The organism is Skermania piniformis, from assembly GCF_019285775.1.
Lineage (GTDB): Bacteria > Actinomycetota > Actinomycetes > Mycobacteriales > Mycobacteriaceae > Skermania > Skermania pinensis.
Map to the genome: position 1 here is coordinate 2,834,668 of NZ_CP079105.1, position 17,003 is coordinate 2,851,670.

Here is a 17,003-nt window from a genome sequence, read left to right on the forward strand (position 1 = left end):
ACACTCGGCGCATGCTGCACGTGCACCGATTCGGCCCGCCGGACGGGCCGGCGGTGCTCATGCTGCACGGGCTGACCGGACACGGACACCGCTGGGCGACGCTGGCCCGGGAATATCTACCCGACCTGCGGATTCTCGCTCCGGATCTCCCCGGTCACGGCCGATCCGACTGGTCGCCGCCGTGGACCCTCGACGACGTCGCCGCCACCGTGGCCGACACCGTGACCGCCGAGACGTCCCGTCCGGTCGTCGTGGTCGGACACTCCTTCGGCGGTGCGGTCGGGCTGTATCTGGCCGCGCACCGACCCGCGCTGGTTCGTGCGCTGCTGCTGCTCGACCCGGCGATCGGCCTGACGCCGGCGCGGGCCTTACGCGCCGCAACCGATGCGGTCACCTTCCCGGACTACGCCGACGTCGCCGAGGCCAGAGCCCAGAAGCTGGTCGAGGCGTGGGGTGAGCTGCCGCCGGAGCTGCTCGACGCGGAGCTGACCGAGCATCTGGTGTCCACCCGCGGCGGCCGCGTGGGCTGGCGGATCTGCCCGCCGGCCATCGGTGCGTTCTACGGCGAGCTCGCTCGCCCCGCCCGGTTGCCGGTCGCCGGCACCCCCACCGTGCTGGTGCGTGCGGCAAAAGTGCGGCCACCGTTCGCCGACGACGCGGTCGTAACGCAGCTCGCCGACCACCTCGACACGTGGTTCCGATTCGTCGAATACGACTGCGATCACATGGTCTCGTTCGCGCGCCCCGCCGACGTAGCCGGGCTCGTGCGCGAGCTGCTCGACCGATCCCGGTAGTCCCCAGCAGCGGGAATGCTCGCGCCGGCATCGACGTTGAGCAACCTAATTGATATTTCAACAAGCTGGGAGCGTGCGATGGAAACGACCGACAGCACGACGGTCGCGACAACCGATCCGACGTTCGGTCTCGATACGTTCGGCGATGTCACGGTCGACCCCGCCGGTCGCCCGGTGCCCGCCGACCAGGTGATCCGGAACGTGGTGGCCGAGGCCGTTCTGGCCGATCACGTCGGCGTCGACGCGTTCGGGCTGGGCGAGCATCATCGGCCCGACTTTGCCGTCACCGCACCCGAAGTGGTGCTCGCCGCGATCGCCGCCCGGACCGAGAACATTCGGCTCGGGACCGCGGTGACCGTGCTCAGCTCCGATGATCCGGTTCGGGTCTACGAGCGGTTTGCGACGCTCGATGCGGTATCCGACGGGCGGGCCGAGATCACCCTCGGACGCGGCTCTTTCGTCGAGTCGTTTCCGCTGTTCGGCTACGACCTTGCCGACTACGAGAACCTCTTCGAGGAGAAGCTCGACCTGTTTGCCGCACTACGGAGCGAACAGCCGGTCACCTGGAGCGGCAGTACCCGCACCGCCTTACACGCGGCCGACGTACACCCGAAGACTGCGGCCGGGGCCATCCCGACCTGGGTCGGAGTCGGCGGTAGTCCGCAATCGGTGGTGCGCGCCGCCCGCTACGGATTTGCCTTGATGCTGGCGATCATCGGTGGCGATCCGGCCCGGTTCGCCCCGTACAGCCGGTTGTATCGGCAGGCGCTGGCCGAGTTCGGCCACGCACCGCAGCCCGTCGGGGTGCACGCGCCGGGGCTGGTGGCCGACACCGACGCGGAAGCGATCGAGCTGGCCTGGCCACATTTCCAGGCGATGCGGGACCGAATCGGGCAGGAGCGCGGGTGGGGGCCGACCTCGCGTGCCGAATTCGAGCGCGATATCGCTTCCGGGGCTCAGCACGTCGGCTCGCCGGACACGGTTGCCCGCAAGATCGCCCAGACCCTACGGGCCACCGGGGCAAACCGGTTCGACCTCAAATACAGCATGGGAACCCTGCCGCACGACGTGCTCATGCACGGGATCGAGCTGTACGGCACCGACGTGATTCCCCGGGTACGCCGACTGTTGGCCGCCCCGACCGCTCCGGTTGCCGCCAACGTAGGCTGAACCGGTGGAGCTGCGCATCGTCGGGCACGACCTGCCCGGTCTGCGCTGCGGAGGGTATGTCGGCGTGCACGTCGGGATCCAGCTGCGTCGCGAACCTGCCGAATGGGTACCGGGCGACCGGGTGGAGGCGCGCTGGACCCTCTCGATCGAGGTGAGCGGGAGCGGACCGGACCGAGACTTCCGCGGTCCGGCCGTGCAGGGCCGACGCGGTGACCGGTTCGTCTACCTGACCTGGGGTGAAGTGATCGCCGACGAGTTCGGCATGTTCCGGCGAGCCAAGCTGATGCTGAACGACATCGGCGACCCGACGCCCGACGTGGTAACCGCATCCGTGCACCTCACCGATGCCCACGGCATGCCACGCTGCGCCCGGTTGACCACACCTGCGGTGCAGTGGAGTTGACCGCACCTGCGGTGCAGTGGAGTTGACCGCACCTGCGGTGCGATGGAGTTGAGCCCGTGACAACCACCGCCGACGAGGTCGAACGAGTCCGCGAACTGGTCGCGGCGATACCGGTCGGCCGGGTGAGCACCTACGGCGATATCGCCGCCGTGGCCGGCTTGTCGACGCCGCGGACGGTCGCCTGGATCATGCGCACCGACTCCGCCGACCTACCGTGGCACCGAGTGGTGCGGGCAACCGGTCGACCCGCACCGCAGCTCGCCGTCCGACAGCTGACCGCACTGGCCGCCGAGGGGGTGCCGATCACGGACGGCCGAATCGACCTTGTCGCCGCTCGGCATCGATTCCCGTGACAAGGCATGCAATCGTGCTCGCCGGCGGTTCCGGACGTCGGCTCGGTGGGGTGGACAAACCCGGCCTGGTTGTCGGCGGGCGGTCCCTGCTCGACGTTGCGCTCGCCGCGGTCGAGCACTGCACGGACGTCGTCGTCGTCGGACCGCGCCGCGCTGGTCTGCCGCCGGCTGTTCGACAAGCTAGCGAGGAACCCGCCGGCACCGGCCCGGTTGCCGCGCTCGCCGCCGGCCTGGCCGCGCTCCCCGGCCGAGCGCGGCAGGTGTTGGTACTTGCCGCCGACCTGCCGTTCATCACGTCGGCGGCGACAGCCGAACTCTGTACCCGACTGGACGATGCCGATACCGATGCCGCTTTCGCCGTCGATTCCGGCGGCCGGCTGCAGTACCTGCTCGCGGCGTGGCGCGGTCCGGCATTGGCGGCCCGACTGACCGAACTTACCCCTCGCACGAACCGCCGCATGCGCGACCTGGTCCCAGCGCACCATGTCCGTGTCGCTCTGGCCGGGGTGCAGGACTGCGACACACCCGAAGATCTGCGCGCCGCGCGCAGACAGCTCGCCCGACCGCCGGGATCAGCGGATCAGGCGCGGTAGCCATGGCCGAGCCACTCAGGCGGCACTGTGCTTCGGCACGATCGCCGGCATCGCCCCGCCGACGGTCATCGCGGCCTGCGCGGCCACCTCGACAATTCCTGCATCCACCCGCACGTCGTAGACCGGAACACTCCTCGTCGGGTCGGTCAGACAACGCCCGTCGATCAGCGAGAACGTCGCTACCGCGGCGACGACGATCGGCTCCCCCGGACATGCCCCGGCGACGGCCCGGGCCGATATCGGCCGGACGGACGGTTCGACGTCGCCGACCGCGCACAAAGTCCCGTCGTCGAGTCGGAACAGGCTGATCTTTCGGCCCCCCGACAACCGCACTGCCACGCCACGACCCGGGATCAGCTGATCGAGCGGGCATACTGTGACCCAGTCCACGCCGGCCCGGTTCAGCTCCGAACGGAAAGTGCCTACTCGCATCGGATGTCCTCCCCTTGCGGTCTGCTTTCCATTCCACGCGGAGTCTGTTATCAGGCGATTACGGCCCTGTTACCGCATCAGTTCAAGATCGAACTTTTACGGCCGCTGAGTGTCGTAACGGACACCAAGCGCTAACATCAAGATCAACAAGATCTACTCTTGCGCTCGCAGATCTATCCTGGCCCGCCCTGACCGGCATCGTTTCGAGGAGGACTCCCTGTGATCGGACAGCTGACGTGCACGACCTGATCCGTGCCCGGCTTTCCGTCGGCGACGCAGCAAATTACCTGATATCCACCCCCGAGCGGGTAACCGATTGGGTTGCCTACTGGGTGTTCGACAACGGGCCGGCCGGCCCGCCGTCCACCGCTGTCCTGACCGCCGTTCTCGACGAACGGCAACAGTATCTGACCGCGTTACAGCGCCACGTGGTCGACGTCCCACGCGGCGTGGGCAACCCGTACTGGGTAGCGGACGACACTCCGCTGCGGGAAAGATTGACCGTGCGGACCGACACGGTCGAGGCGAGCACGGCACTGGCGGCCGTGGCAGCCACCTTCGACAACCCGCTCGACCTGCATGAAACTCCCGTGCGGCTGACTGCGTTCCCCGACGTTCGCGACGCCGCCACCGGAGGGTCCCAAACCTTCGTGTTTGCCCAGGTAAGCCATGCGTTGCTGGTCGGAGCGCACATCGCCGGTCTGTCACAGGCGCTGTTTGCGCCAGATCCCCTCCCGTTGCAGATCCAGGGAGCCGGGACACCGACCGCCCGACCCCGCCCGCTCGCCGTCTCCGCGCTCGGCGCCGCGCGGTTACCGGTCGAAATCGCACGTTGGTTGATCCTGCAGGCGCGCGCCAATATCGTCGCCGCACGCCGAGCCCCACTGCCGCCGGAGATGACCGAACCGCGTGCGGCTACGGCGTTCAACTCCCCGCGAGCCGGGACCGAACTCGCGGTCCGGATCGTTCGGGTGGACCTTACCGCCGCCCGCGGGAAAGGCGTCACGCTCAGCGTGATCGGACTCACGGCGGTCTCGCTCGCCATGCAGCGCTACCTCGAATCGATCGGGGCACCCTGCCCGGACGACCTTGCCGCGATGGTTCCGGTTGCTCTCGACCATCAGTGCCTCGGAGTCAACCAGCTCACTGCGCTCCGGGCCGATCTGTGTCCAACCGTCGCCGATCCGGTCGAGCGTGCCAAGGCCGTTCAGACCAGCTTGCAAACGGCACGGGCGGCGGTCGACCAGGTTTCCCCGGTCGAGCTTGCGGCCGGTGCGGCGACACCGTTCGCCATAATGCCGCGGCTACTCCCGCGGGGGGACCAGAACGACGGTGCTACAGCACCATGGGCGACCGTCCTGACCAGTGTGCGAACCGGCAGCAAGCCGACCTGGTCACTCGCCGGTCGTAGCCACATATTCGGCGGTACGCTGGCCAACATCGCGCCGGACGTGGGCTTGTTCCACAGTTTCGCCAGCGACCACTCCGGGATGACCGTGACATTGATCGCATCCGGCTCCGCGGTCGCGAGCGTCGACGGGTACGCGGCGTTCCTGGAGCGGGCATTCCTGGAAGTTGTCGATGCGATGAGCGCGTCGACCGTGGCTACCCCGGACCGCGCGAGAGTGGAACAGCTGGTATGACCCGGGCCGGGGAGTTTCGGTGCGAGGGTCCGAGGTCCCACGACTGCACCGCAGGTGCCTCGCTGATCGCCGTGGTCACATCCACGAAAGCTTGGGTGAGAAGCACGGCGTACGCATCGATATCCGGCAGGGCGGCGGTCGACGCGGTGACCGTCACCGTCAGGCCGAAGGTTCCGCCGACGAAGCTGTGCGCCAATCCGGCGTCGGTGCTGACATTCACCAGATGCCCGCCGAACACCGCAGGGCTGTCGGACAACGCCAGCTCGGCATCCCCGTCGACCCGCACGCTCGTGATCGAGGTCGCCCACAGCGAGCCTGCATCCCAGCTGGTCCGCAGACGGCCGCGCCGCAACAGCGACAGGTAGACGAAGAACGGGACCGCTGCCCCGACCTCCAATGCGAGCTTGGCCGCGTCGTGTCCGGCCTCGCGAGCGTCACGCAGGTGAGCGTGGATCGCCCCGGCACGCGCCGCCGGGCCGGTGATCGTCGGGTACAGGTTCGCCTGTACCGCGCTGATCCGATTCACCCCGAGGCGACCACGCTGCCCCGCAATCGCTACCGGCACATACGCGGCGAGGTCATCCGGGCAGCTCTGCCCGAGTCCGGCGAGATACCGTTCGATCGCGAGCGAGACCGCGGTCATGCCGAGCGCGGTCAACGTGATTCCTCGCCCTTGGGCCGGCGCAAGGTCCGGCCGAATCACTCGAACGGCGAGCTCGCTGTCCCGCCGAGGACTGTTCAGGTCGGTCTTCTCTCGGATAGTCGCCACCATCGGGCGGCGTGCAGTCCGACGGCGTAGGGCATGGCGCTCCCGCCCCTGGGCCAGGTGCCAGCGGATCACCTCGAGGGGCAATCTGGTCACGCCCAGCACCGCGGACGCCGTCGGCCGCTCCCGCTCGACCGCGTCGCCCGCACCGTCGATGTGCAGCTCCGCCGGCTCGGCTCCGAACAGAGCCCGGCCCAACCCGGCGATCTGCGCTCCCACCAAGATTGCGTGGCTCACCTGAGCAAACACCACAGTCGCCACCGCCCCACCCGGCACCGGCGCCCCCGCGACGCTCGTGAACGCGGTCAGCCGCCAGGTGCCCTCGTGCAGGTCCAACGGACTTCCGAACGTGTCCGCCATCGCCGCCAACACCGACGACCACTCGACCGCCTCATCCCGGACCACCAACCGCTCCCGCAGCGGCGTCGGATCCATCACCCAGTACGGGTTGCCCAACCCGCGCGGCACGTCGGCCACTCGACGTCCCAATGCCCGCACGAACGGCTCCCGCTCCGCCACTTGCTTTACCACGTCCGCGACGCCGACGGAGTTTTCGAACACCCAGTACATCACCCAATCCGTCGCATGTTCCGGGGTCGACATCAGATAGTTCACCGAATCGCCGGTCGCCAATCTGGCCCGGGTCAGCGCTGCCGACGAGCTTCCTGCACGACGCAGTCGCTGCTTCACGGGAACTCCTGAATTATCGAACTCTCCAACACATGCCGACTATGGGCACCACGGTCGGCGATAGCGTCGCAAACATACCCTGAAGCATCCTTCGACTCGCAATTGGCCAACCGGATCCGCAACCCCATACGGTTTTGGGACCCACTCAGGACCTTTCGAACACGATGTCGTAGACGCCTGAACCCTCGGTCGGCCCATCGGCAAACTTCTTCCGGCGGATCTCCTTGAAGCCGAACCCGTCGAGGTACTCACTCAGATCACCGGCAAGCGCACAACCGGCATACATCTCGAAGTCGGCCGCCTCCGTCTTGATGTACTTGAAGTTGCGCACCAACTCGTCCGCACCTTTGAGTACGAGAAGCTCCGAGCCCTGAGTGTCCATGATCAGCGCTTCGTAGCCGGCCAGATCGATCTTCTCCGCCTCGACCATGGTGTCGAACCGAGTGCTCTGCAGGCTGACCTCACCGACGTAGTTCACCTCCGGCCAGACCTCGGTGTGGAGGGACAGGTCGAAGATGGACGAGGACAAGCCGTCGTTGTTGGAGATCTTGAATTCGTAGGTGGCACCGTCGACATCGGACAAGAGGTACTCCAGCGCCCGCTGGCGAGGATACGGCCGAATATTTTGCGTCAGCTCCGCGAAGACGGACGGGATCGGCTCCACCCAGACGACACGCAGTCCGGCGGCCTCGTAATAGGCACGTTCCTGGCCGGAGTTCGCGCCGACATGGATCACGCCGTGGAGTCCCAGCAGATAGGGGTCATACTCGCGCACCCACTTGCGCATCACGAAGCGATCGCGAGCTCGTTGGGCGTAGTCGAGCAGTACCGCCATGAGATTCTCCAGTTCGCGAGGGGCTGTGCGACAGCCACAAAGGGGCCGTACGACAGCCGAATGGTACCCCAGGGCCGGAACGGGACCGGGCGGCTACGACGACCCGATGATCACCGACTCGACGAGCGCTCGGACAGCCGTGCGACAGTCACCGATCCGGAACCCGTACCATGCCACTCGCCGACGGAGCTGGATCGGAACGCGGTAGCGCGTGCTCGATCAGCCGGTAGGCTGACGGTCGGTAATCCGCCGGTCGGGGTTCATGACTCGGAGATGGACGTATGACGATGACCGCCGAAAAAACCGACGTGTCCTCGCGCCCGAAGATATCGGTGATCACGATCACCCGGGACGACCTCGACGGCCTGTCCCGCACCACCGAGAGCGTGCTCACACAACAAGGCGATTTCGACGTCGAGCACATCGTCGTCGACGGCGGATCCGATCCCCGGGTGGCGAAACTACTCGCCGATCTGAACAGCCCGGCACACGTGATATCGGAACCGGACAAAGGCCGCTACGACGGCATGAACAAAGGCATCCACGCCGCCACCGGCGACCTGCTGTGGTTCATGAACTCCGGTGACCTGTTCGCCTCACCACACGCGATCGAGTACGCGCTCGACTCCCTCGACGACGTCCGCAACGAATGGGGATTCGGCTACGAAATCCTCGCCAACGACGGAAAACCCGCCGCCGTTCGCCAGCACGTGATCCCGTTCAGCCGCCCACTTCTGGCCATCGGCTACGGCGTCCCCCACCAGACCTGCTATTTCGGCGCCGACCTGATCGCCGAACTCGGCGGATACAGCCTCGAACTACCCGTCATCGCCGATCAGCACCTGATGATGCGCGCCTCGATGAAATCCGAACCCCGCCGCGCCTACCAAGTCCTCAGCATCTACGACGGCAGCGGCATCAGCCTGCAGTCGACCTGGCGCCGCCATATGCTCGAGGTGCGCAAGGCGCGCCGGATGGCCGGCCTGTCACCCACCGGCAGCAAAGTCGGCGACGACCTGGTCATGGCGTATCGGATAAGCCTGGAGTCCGGCCGTAACTACATCGGACAGCGTCTGCTCAGAGGGGTCGACCGCGCACTGCACCGGACGAAGCGCATCTTCCGCTCCAGCCGTAACAACGGGTGATATCAACAGATCGGCTCTATATCCCGACCGTGGTCGTGCGTGCTCGATCAGCCGGTAGGCTGACGGTCGGCAAATTCCCCCCGGTCGGGGTTCATGACTCGGAGATGGACGTATGACGATGACCGCCGAAAAAACCGACGTGTCCTCGCGCCCGAAGATATCGGTGATCACGATCACTCGGGACGACCTCGACGGCCTGTCCCGCACCACCGAGAGCGTGCTCACACAACAAGGCGATTTCGACGTCGAGCACATCGTCGTCGACGGCGGATCCGATCCCCGGGTGGCGAAACTACTCGCCGATCTGAACAGCCCGGCACACGTGATATCGGAACCGGACAAAGGCCGCTACGACGGCATGAACAAAGGCATCCACGCCGCCACCGGCGACCTGCTGTGGTTCATGAACTCCGGTGACCTGTTCGCCTCACCACACGCGATCGAGTACGCGCTCGACTCCCTCGACGACGTCCGCAACGAATGGGGATTCGGCTACGAAATCCTCGCCTACGACGGAAAACCCGCCGCGTTCCGGGAGCACGAGATCCCGTTCAGCCGCCCACTTCTGGCGCTGGGCTACGGCGTCCCCCACCAGACCTGCTATTTCGGCGCCGACCTGATCGCCGAACTCGGCGGATACAGCCTCGAACTACCGATCATCGCCGATCAGCACCTGATGATGCGCGCCTCGATGAAATCCGAACCCCGCCGCGCCTACCAAGTCCTCAGCATCTACGACGGCAGCGGCATCAGCACCCGATGGACCACTCGGCAACACATGCTCGAGGTGCGCAAGGCGCGCAAGATGGCCGGCCTGTCACCCACCGGCAGCAAAGTCGGCGACGACCTGGTCATGCTGCACCGGATGACCGTCGAGTCCGCGCGTCACTATCTGGGCCGGCCGATACTCCGGGCGCTCGCGCGCGTCTGGTCCAAACCCGCCGCAACCTAGCTGTCACCGACACATAGCTGTCACCGACACATAGCCGTCACCGGAGTGCGACGAGCTCGCCGGCCCGCTGTTCCAACACCACATCGCCGACCACACTCGACATGATCGGCTCGAGACCGACCGAATCGGCTCGGCGGACCGGGATCCGACCCACTTCCTGACCGGTGGCCGGGTCGAGCACGGCGACGGCGTCGACGACCGGGATCAACAGCCGGCCGGCGAGCATGGTGCCGGGGCCGAGCGCACCGATCGCCGACCAGGCCGGCAGGAGATCCGACGAGCGGAGGGCGACCACCGCGGCGCCGGTCCACAGCAGAATGATCGTGCCGGCCCGGACGGCCACCGGGTGCTCCCCCATCGGCGCCGACAACGGCTGCTCGGCCAGTTGTGCGCCGGTCGGGCCGTAGACCACCAGCCGCGGCGGCAACGCACGGCGATCGCCCGGGCGATACACCACGATCCGGTCACCGACTGCCGCCAGGGCACGCGCGCCCGAGGTGTTGCCGAGCACCACCGACCCGTACTCCTCGGGCTTCTGGCTGTCCTTCGGCGCCGGATCGAGCACGGTCAGCCGGTCGCCGGCCTCGCCCGGACAGCGTTCGACGACCGCCAGTCTGGTGCCGCTGGACGTTGCCGAGTGCAGTTCACAGCCGCTGCGGGGCTGCGAGTTCGGTTCTTGCGGCGCGATGACCTTTCCGTACTCCAGAGTTCGCACCAGATCGGACCGCCAGACCTCCAGTCGGTCGTCGCCTTGCGCCACGACGTAGGTGCCGTCCGTATGCAGGGTCAATGCGGCATCGGCGTAGCTGGTCCGCGCCGCGCGTCGAGCACCGTCGCTGCCGGCCAGCTCACTGACCTGGCTGCAGCCGCGCCGGTCTCGATAGACCGCTACTACGGTGCCCCAGGCACTGTCGGCACCACACAGCGGCATGTTGCGCTGATACGACCAGATCGGTCGACCGGAAGCCGGATCCAAACCGGTGACGGTGCCGTCGTCGGCGGCGACCACTGCTCCGCCCGGGGTCAGCGGCGCCGACGTCGCCCCGCTGGGATGGCGCCAGATCTCGGTCAACCGGTCGGGCACGGCAGTAGCAGGGGGCTGTTCGACGGCCGGGTGCTCAGCGGTGACCGAGGTGGTGCCCCGAGCATCGCTGTGTAGCCAGATCACCGGGACGGCGACCGCGACAGCTGTGGCAATCGCGGCCGCGACGAGGAGATCGCCCCGACGGCGCCGCTCGGGAGCGAGCATGCGCGCTACTCTAGCTTCCCTCGGGGGCCCCTTCCACGGTCGCCGGGGCGGGAGCCGAGGTCACTGCAGCACCCACCGTCGCGGGCGAGTCACCGCCGGCGCCGCGCCGGCGCCGACGCCGCCGGCGGGCCGGGCGATCCCCCGGCTCGGTGGCCGCTCGGACGGCGGCGACCTCGGGCGATGCCGCGCAGGTCTCGGTAGCGTTCGACGTCGTCGGCTTGCCGCCCCGGGTGCGCTGGCGGCGTCGATCTCGGTTTCGCGGCGGACGCTCGCCTCGGTCCCCGCCTTCGGTCGGTTCGCCCTCCCGTGCCGGCCGTTCTCGAACCGGCTTCCGGATCCGACCGGTCACCTCGGTCGGAATACCGAGGTCGGTGAACAGGTGCGGCGACCTCGAGTAGGTTTCCGCAGGTTCCGGGTTGGCCAGACCGAGCGCGGTGTCGATCGACGTCCAGCGGGCAAGGTCGTCCCAGTCGACCAAGGTAACCGCCACACCGGTGCGGCCGGCGCGACCGGTTCGGCCGATCCGGTGCACGTAGGTCTTCTCGTCCTCGGGGCACTGATAATTGATCACGTGCGTCACGTCGTCGATATCGATGCCCCGCGCGGCCACGTCGGTGGCGACCAACACGTCGATCGCGCCCTTGCGGAACTTGGCCAGCGCCTTCTCCCGTTGCACCTGGCCCAGATCACCGTGCACCGCGCCGACCGCGAAGCCGCGATCGGCGAGATCGTCGGCAACCTTCTGCGCGGTCCGCTTCGTCCGGGTGAAGATCATCGTTGCGCCGCGGCCCTCGGCCTGGAGGACCCGAGAAACGAGCTCCGCCTTGTCCAGTGCGTGCGCCCGATAGACGAACTGCGCCGTCCGATCGTGCACCTGCGACGAATGCGCCTCCTCCGCCCGGATATGCGTGGGCCGATGCAGGAACGCGCGCGCCAGGGTGATGATCGGACCGGGCATCGTGGCGGAGAACAGCATGGTCTGCCGGTCCTCCGGAACCATGCCGAGAATCCGCTCGATATCCGGCAGAAATCCCAGATCGAGCATCTCGTCGGCCTCGTCCAGCACCAGAACCGCGACCTTGCCGAGCACCAGGTGGCCCTGCTCGGCCAGGTCCAGAAGTCGGCCGGGTGTGCCGACGACCACATCGACCCCAGCACGCAGGGCATCGATCTGCGCTTCGTACGGGCGACCGCCGTACACCGACAAGATGGCGACATCGAGGTGTCGAGCGGCGTTTTCCAAGTCCTGGGTGACCTGCAGACAGAGCTCCCGGGTCGGCACCACGACCAACGCGCGCGGGGTTCCGTCGAGCGGCCGGATCGGCGCGTGTGCCGGATCGAGCGCAGCGTCGTCGGCCGGATCGTCCGTGCTGGTGATCCGGTGCAGCAACGGCACGCCGAACCCGAACGTCTTGCCCATGCCGGTGCGGGCCTGCCCGATCAGGTCCTCACCGGTCAGCGCGAGCGGCAGGGTCAACTCCTGGATCGCGAACGTGCGTTCTATCCCGCCGTCCGCGAGTGCACGCACGATCTCCGGCCGAACACCCAGTTCGGCGAAGGTGGGCGGGGTGTGTTGCGGATCCAGTTCCGCGGCCAACAGAGTGTCTGCGAGACCGGGTTCCCGATCGATACTGATCTTGCTCAGCGTCTTGCCTTCCTCGTCGCGTCGATGCGCGCACGAGGTAGCGACCGTCGAGATCGCGGTCTGTATCGGCCGCCGCACGCTGCCTCAGCACGTGAGCCGGGGGGCTCGGCGAGGCGCAGTCGGGGCGAGACGGATCGGTGCGCGCACATTGCCGGGCGACCACTGCGCTACGACGGTGCCGTGACCGGCGAAAGCGTCGACGACAGGTCGCGCCGCAGAATCCAGCGAATCTGGCCGGCCGCCCGCCGACCAGTGTAACGCCGACCCGTTCTGGCACTAGGCTCGGAGGCATGGGACCTCAGCTCTCGGCGTCGATCATGCCGCTCATCTCTGCCGATCATCCCGGCGTGACCGACCTGTTCGCCGTGCTGGCCTATGGCGAAATCTCCGCCTTCTATCGGCTGGGACACGAGGCACAGCAGTCGCCGTCGTTGCGCGGAAAGGTCGCTCTGGCCAAGATGGCAGCGGCCGAGATGAATCATTTCGTCACCCTGGAGCATGCCCTCGCCGAACGCGGGGTGGACGTTTTCGATGCGATGGCGCCGTTCGTTCGCGCCCTCGATGCCTACCACGCGTCCACCGATCCTTCGACCTGGCTCGAATCGATGGTCAAGGCCTATGTCGGCGACGGCATCGCGGCGGACTTCTATCGCGAGATCGCCGCCGCGCTCGCCCCACCGGTCGCGGCGACGGTGCGTGACGTGCTCGCCGAGACCGTGCACTCGCAGTTCGCGGTGGCCGAGGTGCGACGGTCGGTGGCAGCCAACCGGCAGGAGCGGGATCGGCTCACCCTGTGGGGGCGGCGGTTGCTCGGCGAGGCGATCACCCAAGCGCAGTACGTGATGGCGCAGCGCGACGAACTGACCGACCTGGTGATCACCGCGACCGGGGATTTGAACAACATCGCTGCACTCTTCGACCGGATGCAAATATCACACGCGGCGCGGATGGCCGTGCTCGGCCTGGGCTGACCGGACGTCGACGCGGCCGACGGCTAGCCTTGGGGCGTTCCCAGTTCGGAAATTCCCGTCGAAGAAGATTTCGGAGGTCGACCCGTGGAGGTCAAGATCGGTATCGCGGACAGCCCGCGTGAGCTCGTCGTACAGAGCGAGCAGTCACCGGCCGAGGTGGAGAAGCTGGTCACTGCGGCACTGGCCGGCGACACCGGAGTAGTCGCGCTGACCGACGAGAAGGGTCGTAAGTACCTCATCCAGTCGGCCAAGGTGTCCTACGTGGAGATCGGCTCCACCGCTCCGGCTCGGGTGGGCTTCGCCACCACCTGACCCGGACCCGGCCGACCGGTCACGACCGGTCGGCCCCGGAGGCCTGGAGCGGCACATGCGACAGACCGCCCCAGGCGAGGGCGACCGTGGTGTCGACCGCTTCCTCCTTCGGGATCGGCCGGTCTGCATCCAGCCAGTACCGAGCGGTGAACTGGCTCGCACCGACAAGCCCGACGGCAAGGATGCGCGCACGATAGGGATCCAGTCCGGAATCGTGCGATACCAAATCGTAGACCGCGTCGACACACGCCTCGGTGGCCATCTCCACTCGCCGCTGCACCTGCGGATCGCCTTTGTTGTCGGACTCGAAGACGAGCCGGAAGCCCTGCTGATCGTGGTCGACGAAGTCGTAATATGCCTGGACGGCCGCCCGGACCCGCTGCCGATTGTCGGTGGTCGAGCGCAACGCTTGACGAACGCCGGCAATGAGACTATCCACATAGCTTTGCAGCACCGCCAGGTAGAGCTCTAGTTTACTGGCGAAATGCTGGTACAGCACCGGCTTGCTCACCCCGGCGCACTCGGATATCTCGTCCATCCCCGCCGCGTGATATCCCCGGAGAACGAATATCTCACTCGCCGCGTCGAGCAGCTGTCGCCGCCGCTCGTCGCGCCGGAGCCGAGTACCCCGACGCGCCCGCGGCGGCTTGTCTGGCTGGGCGAGTTCGGACATGGCCACAATGCACCTTCCCCGGGGAACCCCCCATCGTTCCGGTATCTCGGAGACGATACTCGCGACGCGAACCGGTCGGCCTGCACCCGTGTGAGACGCTATGCCGGTGACCGATCGACCGAGCGGCCCGGAACTCGACGAGGTGGTCGGACCGGACGAACCGTTGCGGGCAGTCCGGCATCCGGTCGGCCGCCTGTCGACCGACCAGCCGACAACCGGGTTCAAGACGACGCTGCTGACCCACGGCTGGCGGGTGGTCGCCATCGTCGCGTTACTGGTACTGACCGGATACGTCCTGCTGGACGGGCTACCCGGCGGCTCCGGGCGGGGAGCCGGAACAGATGATCCGGGCTTCGGTGCACTCAGCTCCGACGCGGCCGGTACCGGCGTGGTCGGCGCGCCACCGCACGGCGACGGCAGATTTGCGACCGACCTTCCCTCCGGCGCCTTACCCGACGGTGGCCCGGTAGCAGTACACGGATCGAACACGTGGCATATCGTTCCCGGCACGACCGGCCAGGTCGGCAGGGGTACGGAGCGAGTGTTCAGCTACACCGTCGAGGTGGAAGACGGTGTCGATGCGGCCGGTTTCGGCGGGGACGGCGCTTTCGCCGCCATGGTCGACCAGACCCTGGCGAACCCGAAGAGCTGGACCAAGGACGAACGTTTCGGATTTCGCCGAATCGAACAGGGCGAACCTGACTTTCGAATCTCCCTGACCTCACAGATGACCACCCGGGAAGCCTGTGGATTCGATATTCCGATCGATTCGTCGTGCTACAGCCGGGATATCGGCCGCGTGGTGCTCGACGAAGCCCGATGGGTGCGGGGCGCCATCGCCTTTCAGGGCGACGTCGGTTCGTACCGGCAGTACCAGATCAATCACGAGGTAGGCCACGCCATCGGCTACTACCAACACCAACCATGCGAAGCAGACGGTGCGTTGGCGCCGGTGATGATGCAGCAAACGTTCGGTACGGCGAACGACGACATCGCCCGCCTGGATCCGGAGGGGGTGGTGCCGATGGACGGAAAGGTCTGCCGGTTCAACCCCTGGCCGTACCCCCGAGGGTAGGTACCGGCGGGGCGGGAAGAACCGGGTCGGCGCGGATGTTGCAGCGGGAAAGCCGATCGAAAGGAGTCGTCGTGCCTGAGCATCGTTCTGCCGAGCAGGGTTCACTGCCGCCGCTGGTCGAACCGGCCGCCGAACTGACCAACGACGAGGTCGCCCGCTACAGCAGGCATCTGATCATCCCGGATCTCGGGGTGGACGGGCAGAAACGGTTGAAGAACGCCAAGGTCTTGGTGATCGGCGCCGGCGGACTCGGCTCTCCCGCATTGCTCTATCTCGCCGCTGCCGGTGTCGGCACCCTGGGTATCGTCGAGTTCGACGAGGTGGACGCCTCCAATCTGCAACGGCAGATCATCCATAACGAGGCGGACGTGGGCCGGCCGAAGGCCGAGAGCGCGCGCGACAAGATTCTCGGAATCAACTCGGGGATCACCGTCAACCTGCATCAGATCCGATTGGAGCCGGAGAACGCGGTCGAGCTGTTCGCCCGATACGACCTGATCGTCGACGGCACCGACAACTTCGCCACCCGGTACCTGGTGAACGACGCCGCGGTAGTGGCCGGCAAGCCGTATGTCTGGGGATCGATCTATCGGTTCGAAGGCCAGGTGTCGGTGTTCTGGGAAGATGCGCCGGCCGGCCCCGACGGAGAGCCGCGCGGAATCAACTACCGCGACCTCTACCCGGAGGCGCCGCCACCGGGTTTGGTGCCGTCGTGTGCTGAGGGGGGCGTGCTCGGTGTGCTGTGCGCCTCGATCGGATCGATCATGGTTACCGAGGCGATCAAGCTGATCACCGGGATCGGTGAGCCGCTCCTCGGCCGCCTGATGGTCTACGACGCACTGGACATGACCTATCGGACGATCCGGTTGCGCCGGGACCCGAGCCGGACACCGATCACCGAGTTGATCGACTACGACGAATTCTGCGGGGTCGTGTCCGAGGAGGGTCGTTCAGCCGCTGTCGGGTCGACGATCACGGCGCTCGAGCTGAAGCAACTGCTCGACTCCGGCCGAGATCTGCAGATCGTCGATGTGCGCGAGCCGGTCGAGTGGGACATCGTGCATATCGAGGGCGCCAAACTGATCCCGAAGAATCGCATCGTGTCCGGGGAGGCATTGGCGGAGCTGCCGCACGATCGGCCGATCGTGCTGCACTGCAAAACCGGGGTCCGTTCCGCAGAGGCGCTGGCGGTGCTGAAACAAGCCGGCTTCGCCGACGCGAGCCATCTCCAAGGGGGGGTCGTCGCCTGGGCACGGCAGGTCGATCCGTCGCTGCCGGTCTACTGAACCGGCGCCCGCTACG

18 protein-coding genes are annotated in these 17,003 nt (G+C 67.1%); 12 read left to right on the forward strand and 6 right to left on the reverse strand.

The features are described from left to right. Positions 1-11: 11 nt before the first annotated feature. The 5 genes from KV203_RS13140 to mobA all read left to right on the forward strand — a co-directional run bounded on the left by KV203_RS13140 (position 12) and on the right by mobA (position 3,313). A complete protein-coding gene (locus KV203_RS13140) occupies positions 12-794 on the forward strand; it encodes an alpha/beta hydrolase (protein WP_066467613.1) in 783 nt (260 codons plus the stop codon). Positions 795-872: 78 nt separating this feature from the next. Next, the gene (locus KV203_RS13145) at positions 873-1,964 is read left to right on the forward strand and encodes an LLM class flavin-dependent oxidoreductase (protein WP_066467614.1); all 1,092 of its coding nucleotides are present in this window, start codon (positions 873-875) and stop codon (positions 1,962-1,964) included. Positions 1,965-1,968: 4 nt separating this feature from the next. After that, entirely contained in the window at positions 1,969-2,367 is a 399-nt protein-coding gene (locus tag KV203_RS13150) for a DUF5990 family protein (RefSeq protein WP_066467616.1), read from the forward strand. Positions 2,368-2,423: 56 nt separating this feature from the next. Further along, positions 2,424-2,720, forward strand: coding sequence for an MGMT family protein (locus tag KV203_RS13155; RefSeq protein ID WP_066467618.1), 297 nt, complete (start codon positions 2,424-2,426; stop codon positions 2,718-2,720). Next, positions 2,717-3,313 (forward strand): molybdenum cofactor guanylyltransferase, encoded by a 597-nt coding sequence (gene mobA / locus KV203_RS13160; RefSeq protein ID WP_246600144.1) that lies wholly within the window; start codon positions 2,717-2,719, stop codon positions 3,311-3,313. The genes KV203_RS13155 and mobA overlap by 4 nt, the downstream gene beginning before the upstream one ends. 15 nt (positions 3,314-3,328) lie before the next feature. Here mobA and KV203_RS13165 read toward each other — a convergent pair whose 3' ends face one another. Continuing rightward, positions 3,329-3,745, reverse strand: a complete 417-nt coding sequence (locus tag KV203_RS13165) for a nitrite reductase (NAD(P)H) small subunit (protein ID WP_066467626.1) — start codon at positions 3,743-3,745, stop codon at positions 3,329-3,331. Between the two features lie 236 nt (positions 3,746-3,981). Here KV203_RS13165 and KV203_RS13170 point away from each other — a divergent pair, with 236 nt between their 5' ends. Further along, entirely contained in the window at positions 3,982-5,388 is a 1,407-nt protein-coding gene (locus KV203_RS13170) for a WS/DGAT/MGAT family O-acyltransferase (RefSeq protein WP_066467628.1), read from the forward strand. On the opposite strand, the gene KV203_RS13175 is transcribed toward KV203_RS13170, so the two are convergent. Then, positions 5,351-6,844: a WS/DGAT/MGAT family O-acyltransferase gene (locus KV203_RS13175; RefSeq protein WP_066467630.1), complete on the reverse strand. Its 1,494-nt coding sequence runs from the start codon at positions 6,842-6,844 to the stop codon at positions 5,351-5,353. The genes KV203_RS13170 and KV203_RS13175 overlap by 38 nt on opposite strands. Before the next feature lie 145 nt (positions 6,845-6,989). Then, positions 6,990-7,679, reverse strand: coding sequence for an FkbM family methyltransferase (locus KV203_RS13180; RefSeq protein WP_066467632.1), 690 nt, complete (start codon positions 7,677-7,679; stop codon positions 6,990-6,992). 287 nt (positions 7,680-7,966) lie between these two features. Here KV203_RS13180 and KV203_RS13185 point away from each other — a divergent pair, with 287 nt between their 5' ends. Next, a complete protein-coding gene (locus KV203_RS13185) occupies positions 7,967-8,824 on the forward strand; it encodes a glycosyltransferase (protein ID WP_169797465.1) in 858 nt (285 codons plus the stop codon). Positions 8,825-8,942: 118 nt separating this feature from the next. Further along, positions 8,943-9,776, forward strand: a complete 834-nt coding sequence (locus KV203_RS13190) for a glycosyltransferase (RefSeq protein WP_169797466.1) — start codon at positions 8,943-8,945, stop codon at positions 9,774-9,776. A gap of 37 nt (positions 9,777-9,813) precedes the next feature. Here the strand turns inward: KV203_RS13190 and KV203_RS13195 are convergent, their stop codons facing one another. Both KV203_RS13195 and KV203_RS13200 read right to left on the reverse strand, forming a co-directional pair. Further along, positions 9,814-11,025, reverse strand: a complete 1,212-nt coding sequence (locus KV203_RS13195; protein ID WP_066467639.1) for an Rv3212 family protein — start codon at positions 11,023-11,025, stop codon at positions 9,814-9,816. Positions 11,026-11,035: 10 nt separating this feature from the next. After that, complete coding sequence (locus tag KV203_RS13200; protein WP_246600955.1) at positions 11,036-12,670, reverse strand: DEAD/DEAH box helicase; 1,635 nt, start codon at positions 12,668-12,670, stop codon at positions 11,036-11,038. Positions 12,671-12,960: 290 nt separating this feature from the next. On the opposite strand from KV203_RS13200, the gene KV203_RS13205 reads away from it, so the two are divergent. After that, a complete protein-coding gene (locus KV203_RS13205) occupies positions 12,961-13,641 on the forward strand; it encodes a ferritin-like fold-containing protein (protein WP_066467640.1) in 681 nt (226 codons plus the stop codon). Between the two features lie 84 nt (positions 13,642-13,725). Further along, complete coding sequence (locus KV203_RS13210) at positions 13,726-13,953, forward strand: DUF3107 domain-containing protein (protein WP_066467641.1); 228 nt, start codon at positions 13,726-13,728, stop codon at positions 13,951-13,953. Between the two features lie 19 nt (positions 13,954-13,972). On the opposite strand, the gene fasR is transcribed toward KV203_RS13210, so the two are convergent. Next, complete coding sequence (gene fasR, locus KV203_RS13215) at positions 13,973-14,626, reverse strand: HTH-type transcriptional activator FasR (RefSeq protein WP_066467642.1); 654 nt, start codon at positions 14,624-14,626, stop codon at positions 13,973-13,975. Between the two features lie 106 nt (positions 14,627-14,732). On the opposite strand from fasR, the gene KV203_RS13220 reads away from it, so the two are divergent. Further along, positions 14,733-15,701: a DUF3152 domain-containing protein gene (locus KV203_RS13220; RefSeq protein WP_306303581.1), complete on the forward strand. Its 969-nt coding sequence runs from the start codon at positions 14,733-14,735 to the stop codon at positions 15,699-15,701. A 71-nt stretch (positions 15,702-15,772) separates the two neighbouring features. Continuing rightward, positions 15,773-16,987, forward strand: a complete 1,215-nt coding sequence (gene moeZ, locus KV203_RS13225) for an adenylyltransferase/sulfurtransferase MoeZ (RefSeq protein WP_066467643.1) — start codon at positions 15,773-15,775, stop codon at positions 16,985-16,987. The last annotated feature ends 16 nt before the right edge of the window (positions 16,988-17,003 follow it).